General features: G+C 72.1%; 14 protein-coding genes and 1 rRNA gene. 12 read left to right on the top strand and 3 right to left on the bottom strand.

All coding sequences use genetic code 11. The features are described from left to right. Positions 1–23 precede the first annotated feature (23 nt). The 4 genes from ACFW01_RS15880 to ilvD all read left to right on the top strand — a co-directional run bounded on the left by ACFW01_RS15880 (position 24) and on the right by ilvD (position 4,514). The gene (locus ACFW01_RS15880; protein WP_234959511.1) at positions 24–956 is read left to right on the top strand and encodes a Ppx/GppA phosphatase family protein; all 933 of its coding nucleotides are present in this window, start codon (positions 24–26) and stop codon (positions 954–956) included. A gap of 129 nt (positions 957–1,085) precedes the next feature. Continuing rightward, a complete protein-coding gene (locus ACFW01_RS15875) occupies positions 1,086–1,931 on the top strand; it encodes a sugar phosphate isomerase/epimerase (protein ID WP_234959512.1) in 846 nt (281 codons plus the stop codon). Further along, positions 1,928–2,539, top strand: coding sequence for a TetR family transcriptional regulator (locus tag ACFW01_RS15870; RefSeq protein ID WP_234959513.1), 612 nt, complete (start codon positions 1,928–1,930; stop codon positions 2,537–2,539). The genes ACFW01_RS15875 and ACFW01_RS15870 overlap by 4 nt, the downstream gene beginning before the upstream one ends. Before the next feature lie 121 nt (positions 2,540–2,660). Continuing rightward, complete coding sequence (gene ilvD, locus ACFW01_RS15865; protein WP_234959514.1) at positions 2,661–4,514, top strand: dihydroxy-acid dehydratase; 1,854 nt, start codon at positions 2,661–2,663, stop codon at positions 4,512–4,514. 21 nt (positions 4,515–4,535) lie between these two features. Here ilvD and ACFW01_RS15860 read toward each other — a convergent pair whose 3' ends face one another. Continuing rightward, the gene (locus tag ACFW01_RS15860; protein ID WP_384504061.1) at positions 4,536–6,674 is read right to left on the bottom strand and encodes a PQQ-binding-like beta-propeller repeat protein; all 2,139 of its coding nucleotides are present in this window, start codon (positions 6,672–6,674) and stop codon (positions 4,536–4,538) included. Positions 6,675–6,856: 182 nt separating this feature from the next. Here ACFW01_RS15860 and ACFW01_RS15855 point away from each other — a divergent pair, with 182 nt between their 5' ends. The 6 genes from ACFW01_RS15855 (at position 6,857) to proC (ending at position 11,250) form a co-directional block, all read left to right on the top strand. Further along, a complete protein-coding gene (locus tag ACFW01_RS15855; RefSeq protein WP_234959516.1) occupies positions 6,857–7,186 on the top strand; it encodes an SH3 domain-containing protein in 330 nt (109 codons plus the stop codon). 43 nt (positions 7,187–7,229) lie between these two features. Continuing rightward, the gene (locus tag ACFW01_RS15850) at positions 7,230–7,742 is read left to right on the top strand and encodes an EamA/RhaT family transporter (RefSeq protein ID WP_234959517.1); all 513 of its coding nucleotides are present in this window, start codon (positions 7,230–7,232) and stop codon (positions 7,740–7,742) included. A gap of 24 nt (positions 7,743–7,766) precedes the next feature. After that, complete coding sequence (locus tag ACFW01_RS15845) at positions 7,767–8,564, top strand: class I SAM-dependent methyltransferase (protein ID WP_384504058.1); 798 nt, start codon at positions 7,767–7,769, stop codon at positions 8,562–8,564. A gap of 32 nt (positions 8,565–8,596) precedes the next feature. Then, the gene (locus tag ACFW01_RS15840; protein ID WP_234959519.1) at positions 8,597–9,409 is read left to right on the top strand and encodes an ABC transporter ATP-binding protein; all 813 of its coding nucleotides are present in this window, start codon (positions 8,597–8,599) and stop codon (positions 9,407–9,409) included. Beyond that, the gene (locus ACFW01_RS15835; protein ID WP_234959520.1) at positions 9,406–10,197 is read left to right on the top strand and encodes an ABC transporter permease; all 792 of its coding nucleotides are present in this window, start codon (positions 9,406–9,408) and stop codon (positions 10,195–10,197) included. The genes ACFW01_RS15840 and ACFW01_RS15835 overlap by 4 nt, the downstream gene beginning before the upstream one ends. Before the next feature lie 240 nt (positions 10,198–10,437). Continuing rightward, a complete protein-coding gene (gene proC / locus ACFW01_RS15830; RefSeq protein ID WP_234959521.1) occupies positions 10,438–11,250 on the top strand; it encodes a pyrroline-5-carboxylate reductase in 813 nt (270 codons plus the stop codon). A 5-nt stretch (positions 11,251–11,255) separates the two neighbouring features. Here the strand turns inward: proC and ACFW01_RS15825 are convergent, their stop codons facing one another. Beyond that, entirely contained in the window at positions 11,256–11,840 is a 585-nt protein-coding gene (locus ACFW01_RS15825) for a cysteine hydrolase family protein (RefSeq protein ID WP_234959522.1), read from the bottom strand. 92 nt (positions 11,841–11,932) lie between these two features. On the opposite strand from ACFW01_RS15825, the gene ACFW01_RS15820 reads away from it, so the two are divergent. Then, positions 11,933–12,961, top strand: coding sequence for a GlxA family transcriptional regulator (locus ACFW01_RS15820; protein ID WP_384504182.1), 1,029 nt, complete (start codon positions 11,933–11,935; stop codon positions 12,959–12,961). Here ACFW01_RS15820 and trpS read toward each other — a convergent pair. Next, on the bottom strand, positions 12,916–13,926 hold the full coding sequence (gene trpS / locus ACFW01_RS15815) for a tryptophan--tRNA ligase (RefSeq protein WP_384504055.1): 1,011 nt from the start codon (positions 13,924–13,926) through the stop codon (positions 12,916–12,918). The two genes, ACFW01_RS15820 and trpS, sit on opposite strands and share 46 nt — an antisense overlap. Positions 13,927–14,753: 827 nt before the next feature. Here trpS and ACFW01_RS15810 point away from each other — a divergent pair. Continuing rightward, positions 14,754–14,933: ribosomal RNA gene (locus ACFW01_RS15810) — 16S ribosomal RNA — on the top strand; the annotation flags it as partial.

Raw genomic sequence — 14,933 nt, 5'->3', positions numbered from 1 at the left:
CCGCTGGCAGTAGCGTTCCGTACATGAGACTCGGTGTCCTCGACGTGGGTTCGAACACGGTGCACCTGCTGGTGGTGGACGCGCACCCCGGCGCCCGCCCCCTGCCCGCCCACTCGCACAAGGTGGATCTCCGCCTCGCCCAGCTCCTCGACGAGGACGGCGCCATCGGCCCCGAAGGCGTCGACAAGCTGGTCGCGGTCGTCCTCGACGCGCTCCAGGCGGCCGAGGACAAGGGCGTCGAGGAGATCCTCCCGTTCGCCACCTCCGCCGTACGCGAGGCGACCAACGCCGACGACGTCCTCGCCCGGGTACGGGCCGAGACCGACGTCGAGCTGACGGTCCTCAGCGGCGCGGAGGAGGCGCGGCTCACCTTCCTCGCCGTCCGCCGCTGGTTCGGCTGGTCCGCGGGCAAGCTGCTGGTCCTGGACATCGGCGGCGGCTCCCTGGAGATCGCCTACGGCATGGACGAGGAACCGGACACGGCCGCGTCGCTGCCGCTGGGCGCGGGCCGCCTCACGGCCGGCTGGCTGCCCGGCGACCCGCCCGACCCGGACGCCGTCAGGGCGCTGCGCCGGCACGTCCGTACGGAGATCGCCCGGACGGTCGGCGAGTTCAGCCGCTCCGGCACGCCCGACCACGTGGTCGCCACGTCCAAGACCTTCCGGCAGCTGGCCCGCATCGCGGGCGCCGCCCGCTCCGCCGAGGGCCTCTACGTCCAGCGCGAGCTGAAACGCGCCTCCCTGGAGGCATGGGTCCCGCGCCTGGCCGCCATGACCGCCGCCGAGCGCGCCGAACTCCCCGGCGTCTCCGAGGGCCGCGCGAACCAGCTCCTGGCCGGCGCCCTGGTCGCCGAGGCGGCGATGGACCTCTTCCGCGTGGAGAACCTGGAAATCTGCCCGTGGGCCCTGCGGGAGGGCGTGATCCTGAGGCGACTGGATCACATGGTCCAGCCATGACGCGCCCCCATGGGGCGCGGGGAACGGCGCGAGTAACCACAAACGCTCCCGCACCCGCCCTATGGCGATCACCACAACGGCGATCGGGCGGACAACACCCTCCAACCCGCACCCCGTAACCTGACCCCCGTGGCAGAACCCAGGGACGCAGTCCGAATCCCGGACGCGAAGGTCGCCCTGTCGACGGCATCCGTCTACCCGGAGTCGACGGCGACGGCCTTCGAGATCGCCGCACGCCTCGGCTACGACGGCGTCGAGGTGATGGTCTGGACCGATCCGGTCAGCCAGGACATCGACGCGCTGCGCAGACTCAGCGACTACCACCGCGTGCCGATACTGGCCGTGCACGCCCCGTGCCTGCTCATCACCCAGCGCGTCTGGTCCACCGACCCCTGGGTCAAGCTCCAGCGCGCCCGCGCGGCCGCCGAGCGGCTCGGCGCGAGCACCGTGGTGGTCCACCCGCCGTTCCGCTGGCAGCGCCAGTACGCGCGGGACTTCGTCAACGGCATCTGGCGGATGGCGGACGAGACGGACGTCCGCTTCGCCGTCGAGAACATGTACCCCTGGCGCTACCGCGACCGCGAGATGCAGGCGTACGCCCCCGACTGGGACGTGACGAAGGACGACTACCGCCACTTCACGATCGACCTCAGCCACGCCTCGACCTCCCGCACCGACGCCCTCGACATGGCCGGCCGCATGGGCGACCGCCTGGGCCACGTCCACCTCGCCGACGGCAAGGGCTCCGCCAAGGACGAGCACCTGGTCCCCGGCCGGGGCGACCAGCCCTGCGCCGAGCTGCTGGAAGGGCTCGCGGACACCGGCTTCGACGGCCATGTCGTCATCGAGGTCAACACCCGGCGCGCGATGTCCGGCGCCGAACGTGAGGCCGATCTCGCCGAGGCCCTGGCCTTCGCCCGCCTGCACCTGGCGTCGGCGTCGTCGGGCTCCGCGACGAAGGCGGGCGGGCGGTGAGCGACACCGGAGGGACCACCCGCCGCCGCGGCCGCCCGCCGCGCACCGAGTCCGCCGACACCCGCGACCGCATCCTCACCACGGCCCGCGAGGAGTTCTCGGAGCACGGCTACCAGAAGACGTCCGTGAGGGGCATCGCCAAGGCGGCCGGGGTGGACGCGGCCCTCGTCCACCACTACTTCGGGACCAAGGAGCAGATCTTCGAGGCGGCGATCGAGGTCGCCTTCGCGCCCGCCCTGGAGGCACCGACCGCGATCGTCGACGCGCCGCTCGACCGGGTGGGCGAGCAGCTCACCCGCTTCATCATCGGCGTCTGGGAGAACCCCACGACCCGCAAGCCGGTGCTGGCCATCGTCCGCTCCGCGGTGAACAACGACACCGCCGCCGCCGTCTTCCGCCGGCTGATCGTCGCGCAGGTGATGCAGCGCGTCGCCGCCCGCCTGGACGCCCCGGACGCGGAACTCCGCGTCGAGCTGGCCGCGGCCCAGCTCGTCGGCTGCGCGATGCTCCGCTACGTGATCAAGGTGGAGCCGCTCGCCTCCGCCGACCCGGAGCAGATCGTCGCGCGGCTCGCCCCGGTCGTACAGGGCCACCTCACGGGCCCCTGAGCCCCCGCCCGGCACGCCGTGCGCGAGACGGGCGTCCCGCATTCCGGACACCCTGTCCCGACCCCTGGATGACGGGCGTACGCTCGACGGCAGTCATAACTCTCCGAAGGAGCGAGCGACGATGCCCGAACTGAGGTCCCGCACAGTCACCCACGGCCGCAACATGGCGGGCGCCCGCGCCCTTATGCGTGCCTCCGGTGTACCCGGCGCGGACATCGGGCGGAAGCCGGTCATCGCCGTCGCCAACAGCTTCACGGAGTTCGTGCCGGGCCACACGCACCTCGCCCCCGTCGGCCGCATCGTCAGCGAGGCGGTCGTCGCGGCCGGCGGCATCCCGCGCGAGTTCAACACGATCGCCGTGGACGACGGCATCGCCATGGGCCACGGCGGCATGCTCTACTCGCTCCCCTCCCGCGACCTGATCGCGGACAGCGTGGAGTACATGGTCGAGGCCCACTGCGCCGACGCCCTGATCTGCATCTCCAACTGCGACAAGATCACCCCGGGCATGCTCAACGCGGCGCTGCGCCTGAACATCCCGACGGTCTTCGTCTCCGGCGGCCCGATGGAGTCCGGCCGCGCCACCCTGGTGGACGGCACCGTCCGCACGCTGGACCTGGTCGACGCGATGTCGGAGGCGGTCAACGACAAGATCTCCGACGAGGACATCCTCCGGATCGAGGAGAACGCCTGTCCCACCTGCGGCTCCTGCTCCGGCATGTTCACCGCCAACTCGATGAACTGCCTGACCGAGGCCATCGGCCTCTCCCTCCCCGGCAACGGCTCGGTGCTGGCCACCCACACCGCCCGCAAGGCGCTCTACGAGAACGCCGCCCGCACGGTCCTCGACCTGACCCGCCGCTACTACGAGCAGGACGACGACTCGGTCCTGCCGCGCAACATCGCCACCCCCGCGGCCTTCGGGAACGCCATGGCGCTGGACATCGCGATGGGCGGCTCCACCAACACGATCCTGCACCTGCTGGCCGCCGCCCAGGAGGCGGAGGTCTCCTACGGCCTCGCCGAGATGGACGCCCTCTCGCGCCACGTCCCCTGCCTCGCCAAGGTCGCGCCCAACGTCGCCAAGGACCGCACGTACTACATGGAGGACGTGCACCGCGCGGGCGGCATCCCCGCCCTCCTCGGCGAACTGCACCGCGGCGGCCTGCTCAACGAGGACGTCCACTCCGTGCACAGCCCCTCCCTGGCCGACTGGCTGAAGACCTGGGACGTGCGCGGCGGCTCCCCCTCGCAGGAGGCCGTGGAACTGTGGCACGCGGCCCCCGGCTGCAAACGCTCCGCCGAGGCCTTCTCCCAGTCCGAGCGCTGGGACTCCCTGGACGACGACGCCGAGGGCGGCTGCATCCGCTCCGTCGAGCACGCCTACTCCAAGGACGGCGGCCTGGCGGTGCTGCGCGGCAACCTCGCCGTCGACGGCTGCGTGGTGAAGACGGCGGGCGTCGACGAGTCGATCTGGACCTTCGAGGGCCCGGCGGTGGTCTGCGAGTCGCAGGAGGAGGCCGTCCAGAAGATCCTCACCCAGCAGGTCAAGGAGGGCGACGTCGTCGTCATCCGCTACGAGGGTCCCAAGGGCGGCCCCGGCATGCAGGAGATGCTCTACCCGACCTCGTACCTGAAGGGCCGCGGACTCGGGAAGGCCTGCGCGCTGGTCACCGACGGCCGCTTCTCCGGCGGCACCTCGGGCCTGTCCATCGGCCACGCCTCCCCGGAGGCGGCGGCCGGCGGCACGATCGCCCTCGTCGAGGACGGCGACCGCGTCCGCATCGACATCCCGAACCGCTCCATCGAGCTGCTCGTGGACGACGCCGAACTGGCCCGCCGCGACCAGGCCCTGAACGGCGTGTACGCCCCGAAGAACCGCGACCGCAAGGTCTCCGCGGCCCTGAGGGCGTACGCCGCGATGGCGACCAGCGCGGACAAGGGCGCGGTCCGCGACGTGTCCAAGCTGGGCTGACACCGCCCGCGGACCCCGCCCCTACCAGGAGGCGGGGTCCCGTCCGTCCACGCCGAACACGGTCCCGTCGGGCGCGGCGGCGTAGACGTGCCCGCCCGCGACCAGCGGCGCGGGCAGCGAGGCCGGGACCCGGTCGGAGTCGGCGCCGAGCCGCGTCCGGGTCTGACCGAGGAGCTTGCCCTCGTGGGCGTCGACACCGAGGAGCCGCCCGTCGGGCGCGGTGACGTACACGTGCCGGCCGTCGGAGACGGGTGCCGACCCCCGGCTCACCCCGGTCTCCAGCCGCCACTTCTGCTTCCCGGCCGCCATGTCGACGGCCACCACCGAACCGCCCGCGCCCGCGAGGTGGACGGTGTCCCCGTGCACGCCGACCGCCGCCTGCTCGACCGGTATCGGCAGGTCCGCCCGGCGGGTCTCCCCGGTGGCGGGCGTGTAGCGGACCACGGCCTTCACGTCGCCGTGGGTCGCTGCCTCGGGGACGAGGTACACGGACCCCTCCGCCGCGCCCACGAGCGCCAGCGTGCCCTCCAGTTCCGCCTCCCACCGCACGTCCCCGCTCGCCGGGTCCACCGCGGTGACCCGGGTGCGGGCCCCGTCCGCCGACTCGCTCGTCGCGTAGGCCGCCGGCCGCCGCTCCCCGGCGAACGAGGTGAAGTACGGCACGGACTGACCGGGGATCCGGTGCGACCAACGGGTCCGCCCCGAGGCGCTGTCCACGCCGGTGACCATTCCGTCGGCGCGGGTGAGCAGCAGCATGCCGCCGACGCACCGCAGTCCGTCGTACGCGGGCATGTCCTCCTCCCACACCGTCTCGCCGGTGGCCGGGTCGAGCGCCTCCAGCGGGCGGCCCAGCAGACCGACCTCGGGCTGCACGAGCCCGCCGGACAGGACCGGCGGTTCGCCGCGCACGGTCTCCTCGACGGCGTGCCGCCACAGGATGGTGCCGTCGGCCGGATCGACGGCGAAGACCAGGCCGGGCCGCGCGCACAGCAGCCGCCGCTCCGCGTAGGAGCACTGGGGCATGCCACCGCTCTTCGGGGCGGACGCCGTCTCCCACGCGCCGAAGCCACCCGGCGCACTCTGCGCGCTCTGTCCGGCGGGCGTCCTGGACGCGGGTTCGCCGTCACCGAACACCTGGACCGCGCCGAGCCCGCCGAGCACGGTGAGACAGAGCGCACCGGCCACCAGCGCCGCCCGCTTCCCCAGCCGCCGCACGGCCGGCTCGGCGGGAGCGTCCGGTGGATCGGCGGAAGTGTCCGGTGCCTCGGCGGGCACCGGGGCCGGCGGTTGCGCCTCCCGCTGCGCCGGTATGAACACCTGCGTGTCGTACTCCGCCGACACCGACCGCAACTGCCGCATCAGCTCGTCCGGCGTGGGCCGGTCCTCGGGCTCCTTGGCGAGACACCGCAGCACCAGCGGCGCCAGCGTCTCCGGCACGCCGGTCAGGTCGGGCTCGTCGTGCACGACCTGATAGGCGACGACGTACGGACTGTCGGAGTCGAAGGGCCCCCGCCCGGTCGCCGCGTGCACCATCAGCGACCCGAGGGCGAACACGTCGGCCGCGGGTCCCACGTCCCGGGGCCGCCGGAACTGCTCGGGCGCCATGAACGGCGGCGTCCCGATCAACTTGCCCGTCTCGGTGCGCAGTTCGCTGTCCTTGGGCCGGGAAATGCCGAAGTCGATGACCTTCGGGCCGTCCTCGGCGAGCAGCACGTTGCTCGGTTTCAGGTCCCGGTGCACGACGCCGACCCGGTGGATGTCCCGCAGCGCCTCGGCGAGCCCGGCCATCAGCCGGCGCAACTGGGCCTCGTCCATGGGCCCGTTCCGCTTCACCTGCTCGGAGAGCGTGGGCCCGGGGATGTAGAGGGTGGCCATCCAGGGCCGTCCGGCCTCCGGATCGGCGTCCACGACCGGCGCCGTGAAGGCTCCGCTGACCCGCCGGGCCGCCGCCACCTCCTGCCGGAAACGCCCCCTGAACTCGGGATCCCTGGCATACGAGGCGTGGACGACCTTCACCGCGACCCGCATCCCCGAGGTGCCGCGGGCCAGGTGGACGACGCCCATGCCGCCGGAGCCCAGGCACGACTCCAACAGGTAGTGACCGGCGTACTCCGGAAGTTCCGCTTCCGCGTCCGCTCCGGCGTTCCGCTGCGGCGCCATGGATCCACCCCCGTGCTGTTCGTTCGCGCGAGCGACGCTCGGAGCCTAGTCGATGGGGCGTACGGGACAGAGGCGGCGGGCCGCCCCGCGTGTGCGAGTTGCGAACTGGTGTTTCATGGCTTGTTCTTGGGGTATCAACGGGTCCCCATGAACGGCGTGGGGCACAACGGGGGAGGATTTCCATGTCTGTCGACCAGGTTCCGGCCATAGGGGACGGCGAGGACGAGAAGGCGGCGCCGGGCGCCGTGACCACGACGGCCGCGGCCCGGCGCGGCTACCCGGTCGCACCGGGCTACCGGCTGAACGTCCGCAGCGGCCCCGGCACCGGCTACGCGATCGTGCGCACCCTGCCCGAGGGCGCCAGCGTCTCGATCAGCTGCCAGACCCCGGGCACCCGGGTCTCCGGCCCGTACGGCACCTCGAACATCTGGGACGGCATCGGCAGCGGCCAGTACGTCTCCGACGCCTACGTGCGCACCGGCAGCGACGGGTACGTCGCCCCGCGCTGCTGATCCCACCCGGAGCCCGCGGCACCCCCGGCGCCATAATCGACCCGTGAGCGCAGAGAACGGCAAGAACGGCATCCCGGAGACCCCCGCGGGCTCCACACCCGGCCCCCGCCCCGAACCCCTCCGGTTCTACGGCACGACCTGGGTGAACCACGACGGCGGCTACGGCGCCCGGCGGGCGGGCCTCGCCGTGGGCTCCCTCGCCGCGGCGGCCGCCGCCTGCTTCGTGCTCCGCATCGCCTACGACGGCCTCCGGATCGCCGACATCGGCAGCTTCGTCTCGCTGCTGATGGTCGTGATGTTCGCGATCTGCAGCGCCCTGGCCTTCCGCCACACCTGGTCCGGCTTCACCGGCCGGCCCGACCCCGACCGCCAGGCCCAGATGCGCGGCCTGCTGGCCATCGGCTTCGTCGGCTCCCTCCTCGCCTACTTCTTCCGCACCCTCGCCGAGGCCCCCGGCGAGAAACTGCACCGCGAGGAGTACGAGAAGGCCCGCACGGAGTACGAGAAGCGCGCCACCCGCCGCTCGGGCAACCCGAAGAAGCGCCGCCGCAAGTAGCGGGAACGCGGCCACCATGGCCGTATGACGACACCCGTGACCCCCGGGGAAGCCACCCCGTCCGACCGAGGCGTCCGCGCCCACTCCTTCAACGCCGCCGCGGCCCAGTACGCCGCGAACCGCCCCTCGTACCCGCCCGCCCTCCTCGACGCCCTGGAGGAGCTGGCCGGCCGCCCCCTGAAGGGCTCCCGCGTCGTGGACGTCGGCGCCGGTACGGGCATCGCCACCGCCCTCCTGCACGCGCGCGGCGCCGACGTGGTCGCCGTGGAGCCCGGCGCCGGCATGGCCGCCGAGTTCCGCCGCACCCTCCCCGACGTGCCGATCGTCCAGGGCAACGGCAACGCCCTGCCCCTCGCCGGCCACCACGCCGACTTCCTCACCTACGCCCAGGCCTGGCACTGGACCGACCCCGCCCTGGCGATCCCGGAGGCGCTGCGCGTCCTGCGCCGGGGCGGCGCGCTCGCGCTCTGGTGGAACACCGACGCCCTCGACGTCCCGTGGATCGAGGCGGCCGCCCGCCGCATCGAGAACCACTTCGACATCGACGCCTCCGCCGAGCGACGCAACGTCGACGCCCGCGCCGCCGACCCCACCGACAGCCTCGCCTTCGCCCGCCGCGAGATCCGCTGGAGCCGCCGCATCCCCCTCGACACCCACCTGGCCAACCTGGGCAGCCACTCGGTCTTCCTCACCCACGGCGCGGCACACAGCGCGGCCTTCCTCGCCGAGGAGCGCCGCCACCTCCTGGCCGCCTTCCCGGACGGCGTCGTCGAGGAGACGTACGACGTCCGGCTCCTCCTCGCGAAGGCCCCGGCGGCTTGACGGCACGGGCGACCGGGAGGAGTATTCATCACATGATGAATTACACCTCCCGGCCACCCGGAACAGAAGGCGGCGACCCCGCCCCGCCCGCCGTCCGCGCCGAGGACCTCACCGTCGTCCGCGGCTCCCGCACCGTCCTGCGCGCCCTCGGCTTCACCGTCCCGCGCGGCCGGATCACCGGCCTCCTCGGCCCCTCCGGCTGCGGCAAGTCGACCCTCATGCGCGCCATCGCCGGCACCCAGGCCAAGGCCACCGGCACCCTCGACGTCCTGGGCCGCCCGGCAGGCCACCCCGCCCTGCGCACCCGCATCGGCTACGTCACCCAGGCCCCCTCCGTCTTCGACGACCTGACCGTCCGCCAGAACCTCGACTACTTCGCCGCGATCCTCGCCCCCGGCCGCGCCCTGGCCGACCGACGCCGCGACGACGTCACCCGCGTCGTCGCCGAAGTCGACCTCACCACCCACGCCGACGCCCTCGCCGGCAACCTCTCCGGCGGCCAGCGCAGCCGCGTCTCCCTCGCCGTCGCCCTCCTCGGCGCCCCCGAAATCCTGGTCCTCGACGAACCGACGGTCGGCCTCGACCCCGTCCTCCGCCGCGACCTGTGGACCCTCTTCCACTCCCTCGCCGCCGACCGCGGCACCACCCTCCTCGTCTCCTCCCACGTCATGGACGAGGCCGAGCGCTGCCACCGCCTCCTCCTCATGCGCGAGGGCCAAATCCTCGCCGAGGACACCCCCGACGCCCTGCGCACCCGCACCGGCTCGGAGACCGTCGAGGAGGCCTTCCTGCACCTGGTCGACGAGGCCACCACGGCCGCCCGCACGAAGGAGACCACCCCATGACCACCTCCGCCGCCCCCGCGCCCACCCTCACCCCGGCCCCCACCCGCGCCCTGAGCCTCACCCGCACCACTGCCACCGCGACCCGCGTCCTGCGCCAGCTCGGCCACGACCCCCGCACCATCGCGCTCCTGCTCCTGATCCCCTGCGTGATGCTGTTCCTGCTCCGCTACGTCTTCGACGGCAGCCCCCGCACCTTCGACAACATCGGCGCCTCACTCCTCGGGATCTTCCCGCTGATCACGATGTTCCTGGTGACGTCCATCGCCACCCTGCGCGAGCGCACCTCCGGCACCCTCGAACGCCTCCTCGCCATGCCGCTCGGCAAGGCCGACCTCATCGCCGGCTACGCCCTCGCCTTCGGCACCCTCGCCATCGTCCAGTCGGCCCTCGCGACCGGCCTCGCGGTCTGGTTCCTCGGCCTGGACGTCACGGGCAGCCCCTGGCTGCTCCTCCTCGTGGCCCTGCTGGACGCCCTCCTGGGCACCGCACTCGGCCTCTTCGTCTCGGCCTTCGCGGCCTCCGAGTTCCAGGCGGTGCAGTTCATGCCGGCAGTGATCTTCCCCCAGCTCCTCCTCTGCGGCCTCTTCACCCCGCGCGACGACATGCACCCCGCCCTGGAGGCCATCTCCGACGTCCTGCCCATGTCCTACGCGGTCGACGGCATGAACGAGGTCCTCCGCCACACCGACATGACCGCGGCCTTCGTACGCGACGCGGCGATCGTCGCGGGCTGCGCCCTCCTGGTCCTGGCCCTGGGCGCGGCGACTCTGAAACGCCGGACGGCATAGGTCAGCCCGTCCGGCGTTTGAGGACGAGGCCGTCCAGGCCGAAAGCGGGGGTCTGGGGGCGCAGCCCCCAGGGACGGGACGGGAAGGGGCGGCGGGGGCGAAACCACTCGACGGCACCCACCACCGACGTCCCGCGGACTGGACACGACGCCCCCACCCACCCCCGCGAATGCGAGGATGACGAAGACGGACGACACACCTCAGACACCTGAGACAGGGCACCGGAGGGCACCGAAAGCCATGACCCAGAAAGTCGCAGTCCTCGGCACCGGCAAGATCGGCGAAGCCCTGCTCAGCGGCATGATCGGAGCCGGCTGGTCACCCGCCGACCTCCTGGTCACCGCCCGCCGCCAGGAGCGCGCCGACGAACTCCGCACCCGCTACGGCGTCACCCCCGTCACCAACGCCGAGGCCGCCAAGACCGCCGACACCCTCATCCTCACGGTCAAGCCGCAGGACATGGGCACGCTCCTCGACGAACTCGCCCCGCACGTCCCCGCCGACCGCTTGGTCATCAGCGGCGCGGCGGGCATCCCCACCGGCTTCTTCGAGGAGCGCCTGGCCACCGGCACCCCTGTGGTCCGCGTCATGACGAACACCCCGGCCCTCGTCGACGAGGCCATGTCCGTCATCTCCGCCGGCACCCACGCCACCGCCGGCCACCTCGCCCACGCGGAGGAGATCTTCGGCGCCGTGGGCAAGACCCTCCGCGTCCCCGAGTCCCAGCAGGACGCCTGCACCGCCCTCTCCGGCTCCGGCCCGGCGTACTTCTTCTACCTGGTCGAAGCCATGACCGACGCCGGCATCCTCCTCGGCCTGCCCCGCGACAAGGCCCACGACCTGATCGTCCAGTCCGCGATCGGCGCCGCGAAGATGCTCCGCGACAGCGGCGAGCACCCGGTCAAACTCCGCGAGAACGTCACGTCCCCCGCCGGCACCACCATCAACGCCATCCGCGAACTGGAGAGCCACGGCGTCCGCGCCGCCCTCATCGCCGCCCTGGAAGCAGCCCGCGACCGCAGCCGCGAACTGGCCTCCGGCACCAAGGACTGACGGGCTCACTTCGCCGCGCTCAGCACCTCCTCGGTCGTCACCACCCGCGCGAACCCGCCCCCGTGCAGCGACACCGCCGTCGCCCGCGCCAGCTCGTCCGCGCTCTGCCGCCAGCCGAAGGGCCCCTCCAGACCGAAGGTGTACGTCGCGTCGAAGGCGACCACGACCTCGTACCCGAGGTTCCCGCCCATCCGCGCCGTCGTCTCGACGCACATGTTCGTCTGGATCCCGGCCACCACGATCTGCGAGATCCCCGCGTCCCGCAGCCAGGCCCCCAGATCCGGCGTCCCGAGGAACGCAGAGTTCACACTCTTCGTCACCAGCAGCTCGGCCCCGCCGCCGCTGCCGCGCCGCCGCTCGACGTACTCCTTGAACCCGTTCCCCTCGTACCCGGCCCGCAACGGCGACCCCGGCGTGACCGAGTCGTGCCGCACGAACACGACCGGCCGCCCGCTCGCCTGCCACCCGTCGATGAGCGCGGCGATGTTGTCGTCCGCCGACGGATTGTTGCGCGTACCCCAGTAGCCGGCCTCCTCGAATCCCTGCTGTACGTCCACGACGACCAGTGCTGCGTTCTGAGCGATGTCCATGCCCCGATCGTGCCGCCCGGCAGCACCTCACCCCAGAGGTCGAAAAGCCACCGATCGATGGTTTACTGCCACCCATGCCACGCATGCCATCCATGGCACCCGAAGCCGCACCCGAGGCCGCACCCGAGGCCGCGCCCCCGCCCCGGCCCTACCGCGTTGCCCTGGTGGCCTTCCCCGGCATCCGGGCCTTCGACGTCTCCGTCATCACCGAGGTCTGGGGCACCGACCGCACCGACCGCGGCGCCCCCGCCTTCGACCTGCGCCGGGTCGCCGCCGACCGCGAGGCGGCCGTACCCATGCGCGGCGGCCTCGCCCTCCACCCCGACCGCGCCCTCGGCTGGCTGGACCGCGCCGACCTGGTCGTGGTCCCGGGCCTCGACGACCACCTCACCCCGGCGCCCGCCCCCGTCCTCGACGCCCTCCGCCGCGCCCACGCCCGCGGCACCACCGTCGCCGCCCTGTGCGGCGGCGCCTTCACCCTCGCCCAGGCCGGCCTGCTCGACGGGCGCCGGGCCATCACCCACTGGCGGCTGATCGACCTCCTGCGGACCCACCACCCCCGCGTCACCGTGGTCCCCGACGCCCTCTTCATCGAGGACGACAACATCTGGACCGCCGCCGGCACCGCGGCCGGCATCGACCTCTGCCTCCACCTGGTCCGCCTGGCCCACGGCGCCGAAGCCGCCGCCACCATCGCCCGCTCGATGGTCACCGCCCCGTTCCGCACCGGCACCCAGGCCCAGTTCATCGAGCGGCCCACGCCCCGGGCCGACCGCGACGCCGACACCCTCGCCGCCGTCCGCGAGCACGCCCTGCGCCACCTCCACGAGCCGCTCACGGTCGCCGACCTGGCCGCCCGCGCCGGCATGTCCCCGCGCTCCTTCGCCCGTCACTTCACGGCCGAGACCGGCACCACCCCCCTGCGCTGGCTCCTCGACCAGCGCCTCGCCGCCGCCCAGCGGCTCCTCGAACGCACCGACCTGCCCATGCCCGAGGTCGCCCGCCGGGCGGGCTTCGGCAGCGAGGTCACGATGCGCCAGCACTTCGCATCGCGCCTCGCCACCAGCCCCCGCGCCTACCGGTCCGCGTTCACGGGCGGCAACAGCCCGATCGCCCGGTAGGCCGCGTCCACGGTCGGCCGCGCCATGCCCCGCGCCTTCTCCGCGCCCGCCCGCAGCACGGCCTCGACGTAACCGGGATCGGCGCACAGCTCCTGATGCCGCCGCTGCACGGGCCGCAGCACCTCGACGACGGCCTCCGCAGTGTCCTTCTTCAGTGCCCCGTACGAGTCGTACGCCTCAGCCAGGTCAGCCGGCTCACCACCCACGCAGGCGGCGAGGATCTCCAGCAGATTCGCGAGCCCCGGCCGCTCGTCCCGGTCGTACACGACCTCGCGCCCGCTGTCGGTCACCGCCCGCATGACCTTCTTCCGCACCACGTCCGGCTCGTCCAGCAGATAGACGATCCCGGGCCCGACGTCGTCGCTCTTCCCCATCTTCGAGGCCGGCTCCTGCAGATTCATCACCCGGGCCGCCACCGCCGGATTCGTGGCCCGCGGCACCACGAAGGTGTGCCCGTACCGCTGGTTGAACCGCACCGCGAGATCCCGCGCCAGCTCGACGTGCTGCGTCTGGTCGTGCCCGACCGGCACCTCGTCCGTCCCGTACGCCAGGATGTCGGCCGCCATCAGCACGGGATACGTCAGCAGCGACAGCCGCACACTCCCGCCCCGATCCCGCTCCCGCGCGGCCTTCTCCTTGTACTGGATCATCCGCCGCATCTCCCCGTCGGTCGCGACGCACTCCAGTACGTACGACAGCCGGGCGTGCTCGTCCACATGACTCTGTACGAACACGGTGCACAGGCCCGGGTCCAGCCCCGCCGCCAGCAACAGCGACGCCGACTGCCGGCTCAGTCTGCGCACCCGCGCCGGATCGTGGTCCACGGTCAGCGCGTGCAGGTCCACGACGCAGAACAGCGCGTCGGACCGGTGCTGGTCCACGGCGGCCCACCGCCGCATGGCTCCCAGGTAGTTCCCCAGCGTCAGGTGCCCCGTCGGCTTGACCCCACTGAAGACCCGCGTCATCTCTCCACCTCCTGGTCAGGGCCGCCGCCACCCGCCGGCCGCCCCTCCTGGAGGGAGATACGAGAACGGCCGCCGAAGCGGCGGCCGTTGAGTGCATACGTGAGTACGGCCGCCGTCAGGCGGCCCACCAGAGCTGGCTACACGTACGCGTCGTCATGGGCCTCACAGTACGCCCACGGCTGCCGCCCGACCCGGATTTGACACGTCCGACCCGCACTCGTAGTGTTCTCCGAGTTGTCCGACGTGAGCGCCGACTCCGGTCGGTCCCCGGACAGCGATTCCGCAGGTACCCACCACACTTCGACGAACAGTCGCAATGTCGGTGCGCGTATTTACGGAATGAGGAATCCACGTTCGAAAGGACGCGGCCCCCGATTGGCTCGGGAGCCGGGGAATCCGCTAGAGTCTCACCTCGTCGGAACGGCCCGAGGGCCGGGAAGACAACCCCCTCTGACGGGGAATCAGAGTCCGAAAGGATCTGATAGAGTCGGAACCGCCGGAAAGGGAAACGCGAAAGCGGGAACCTGGAAAGCACCGAGGAAATCGGATCGGAAAGATCTGATAGAGTCGGAAACGCAAGACCGAAGGGAAGCGCCCGGAGGAAAGCCGCGAGACAGTGTCTCGGGTGAGTACAAAGGAAGCGTCCGTTCCTTGAGAACTCAACAGCGTGCCAAAAGTCAACGCCAGATATGTTGATACCTCCGGCCTGACCGGTTCATCCGGTGAGGTTGAGGTTCCTTTGAAATACACAGCGAGGACGCTGTGAACGGTCGGATTATTCCTCCGACTGTTCCGCTCTCGTGGTGTCACCCGATTACGGGTAAACATTCACGGAGAGTTTGATCCTGGCTCAGGACGAACGCTGGCGGCGTGCTTAACACATGCAAGTCGAACGATGAACCACTTCGGTGGGGATTAGTGGCGAACGGGTGAGTAACACGTGGGCAATCTGCCCTGCACTCTGGGACAAGCCCTGGAAACGGGGTCTAATACCGGATACTGAACCT

Source organism: Streptomyces sp. NPDC058985, assembly GCF_042740985.1.
Taxonomy (GTDB): domain Bacteria; phylum Actinomycetota; class Actinomycetes; order Streptomycetales; family Streptomycetaceae; genus Streptomyces.
Note: the sequence above shows the minus strand (reverse complement) of the source record. Positions and strands in the feature narration are given on the sequence as shown.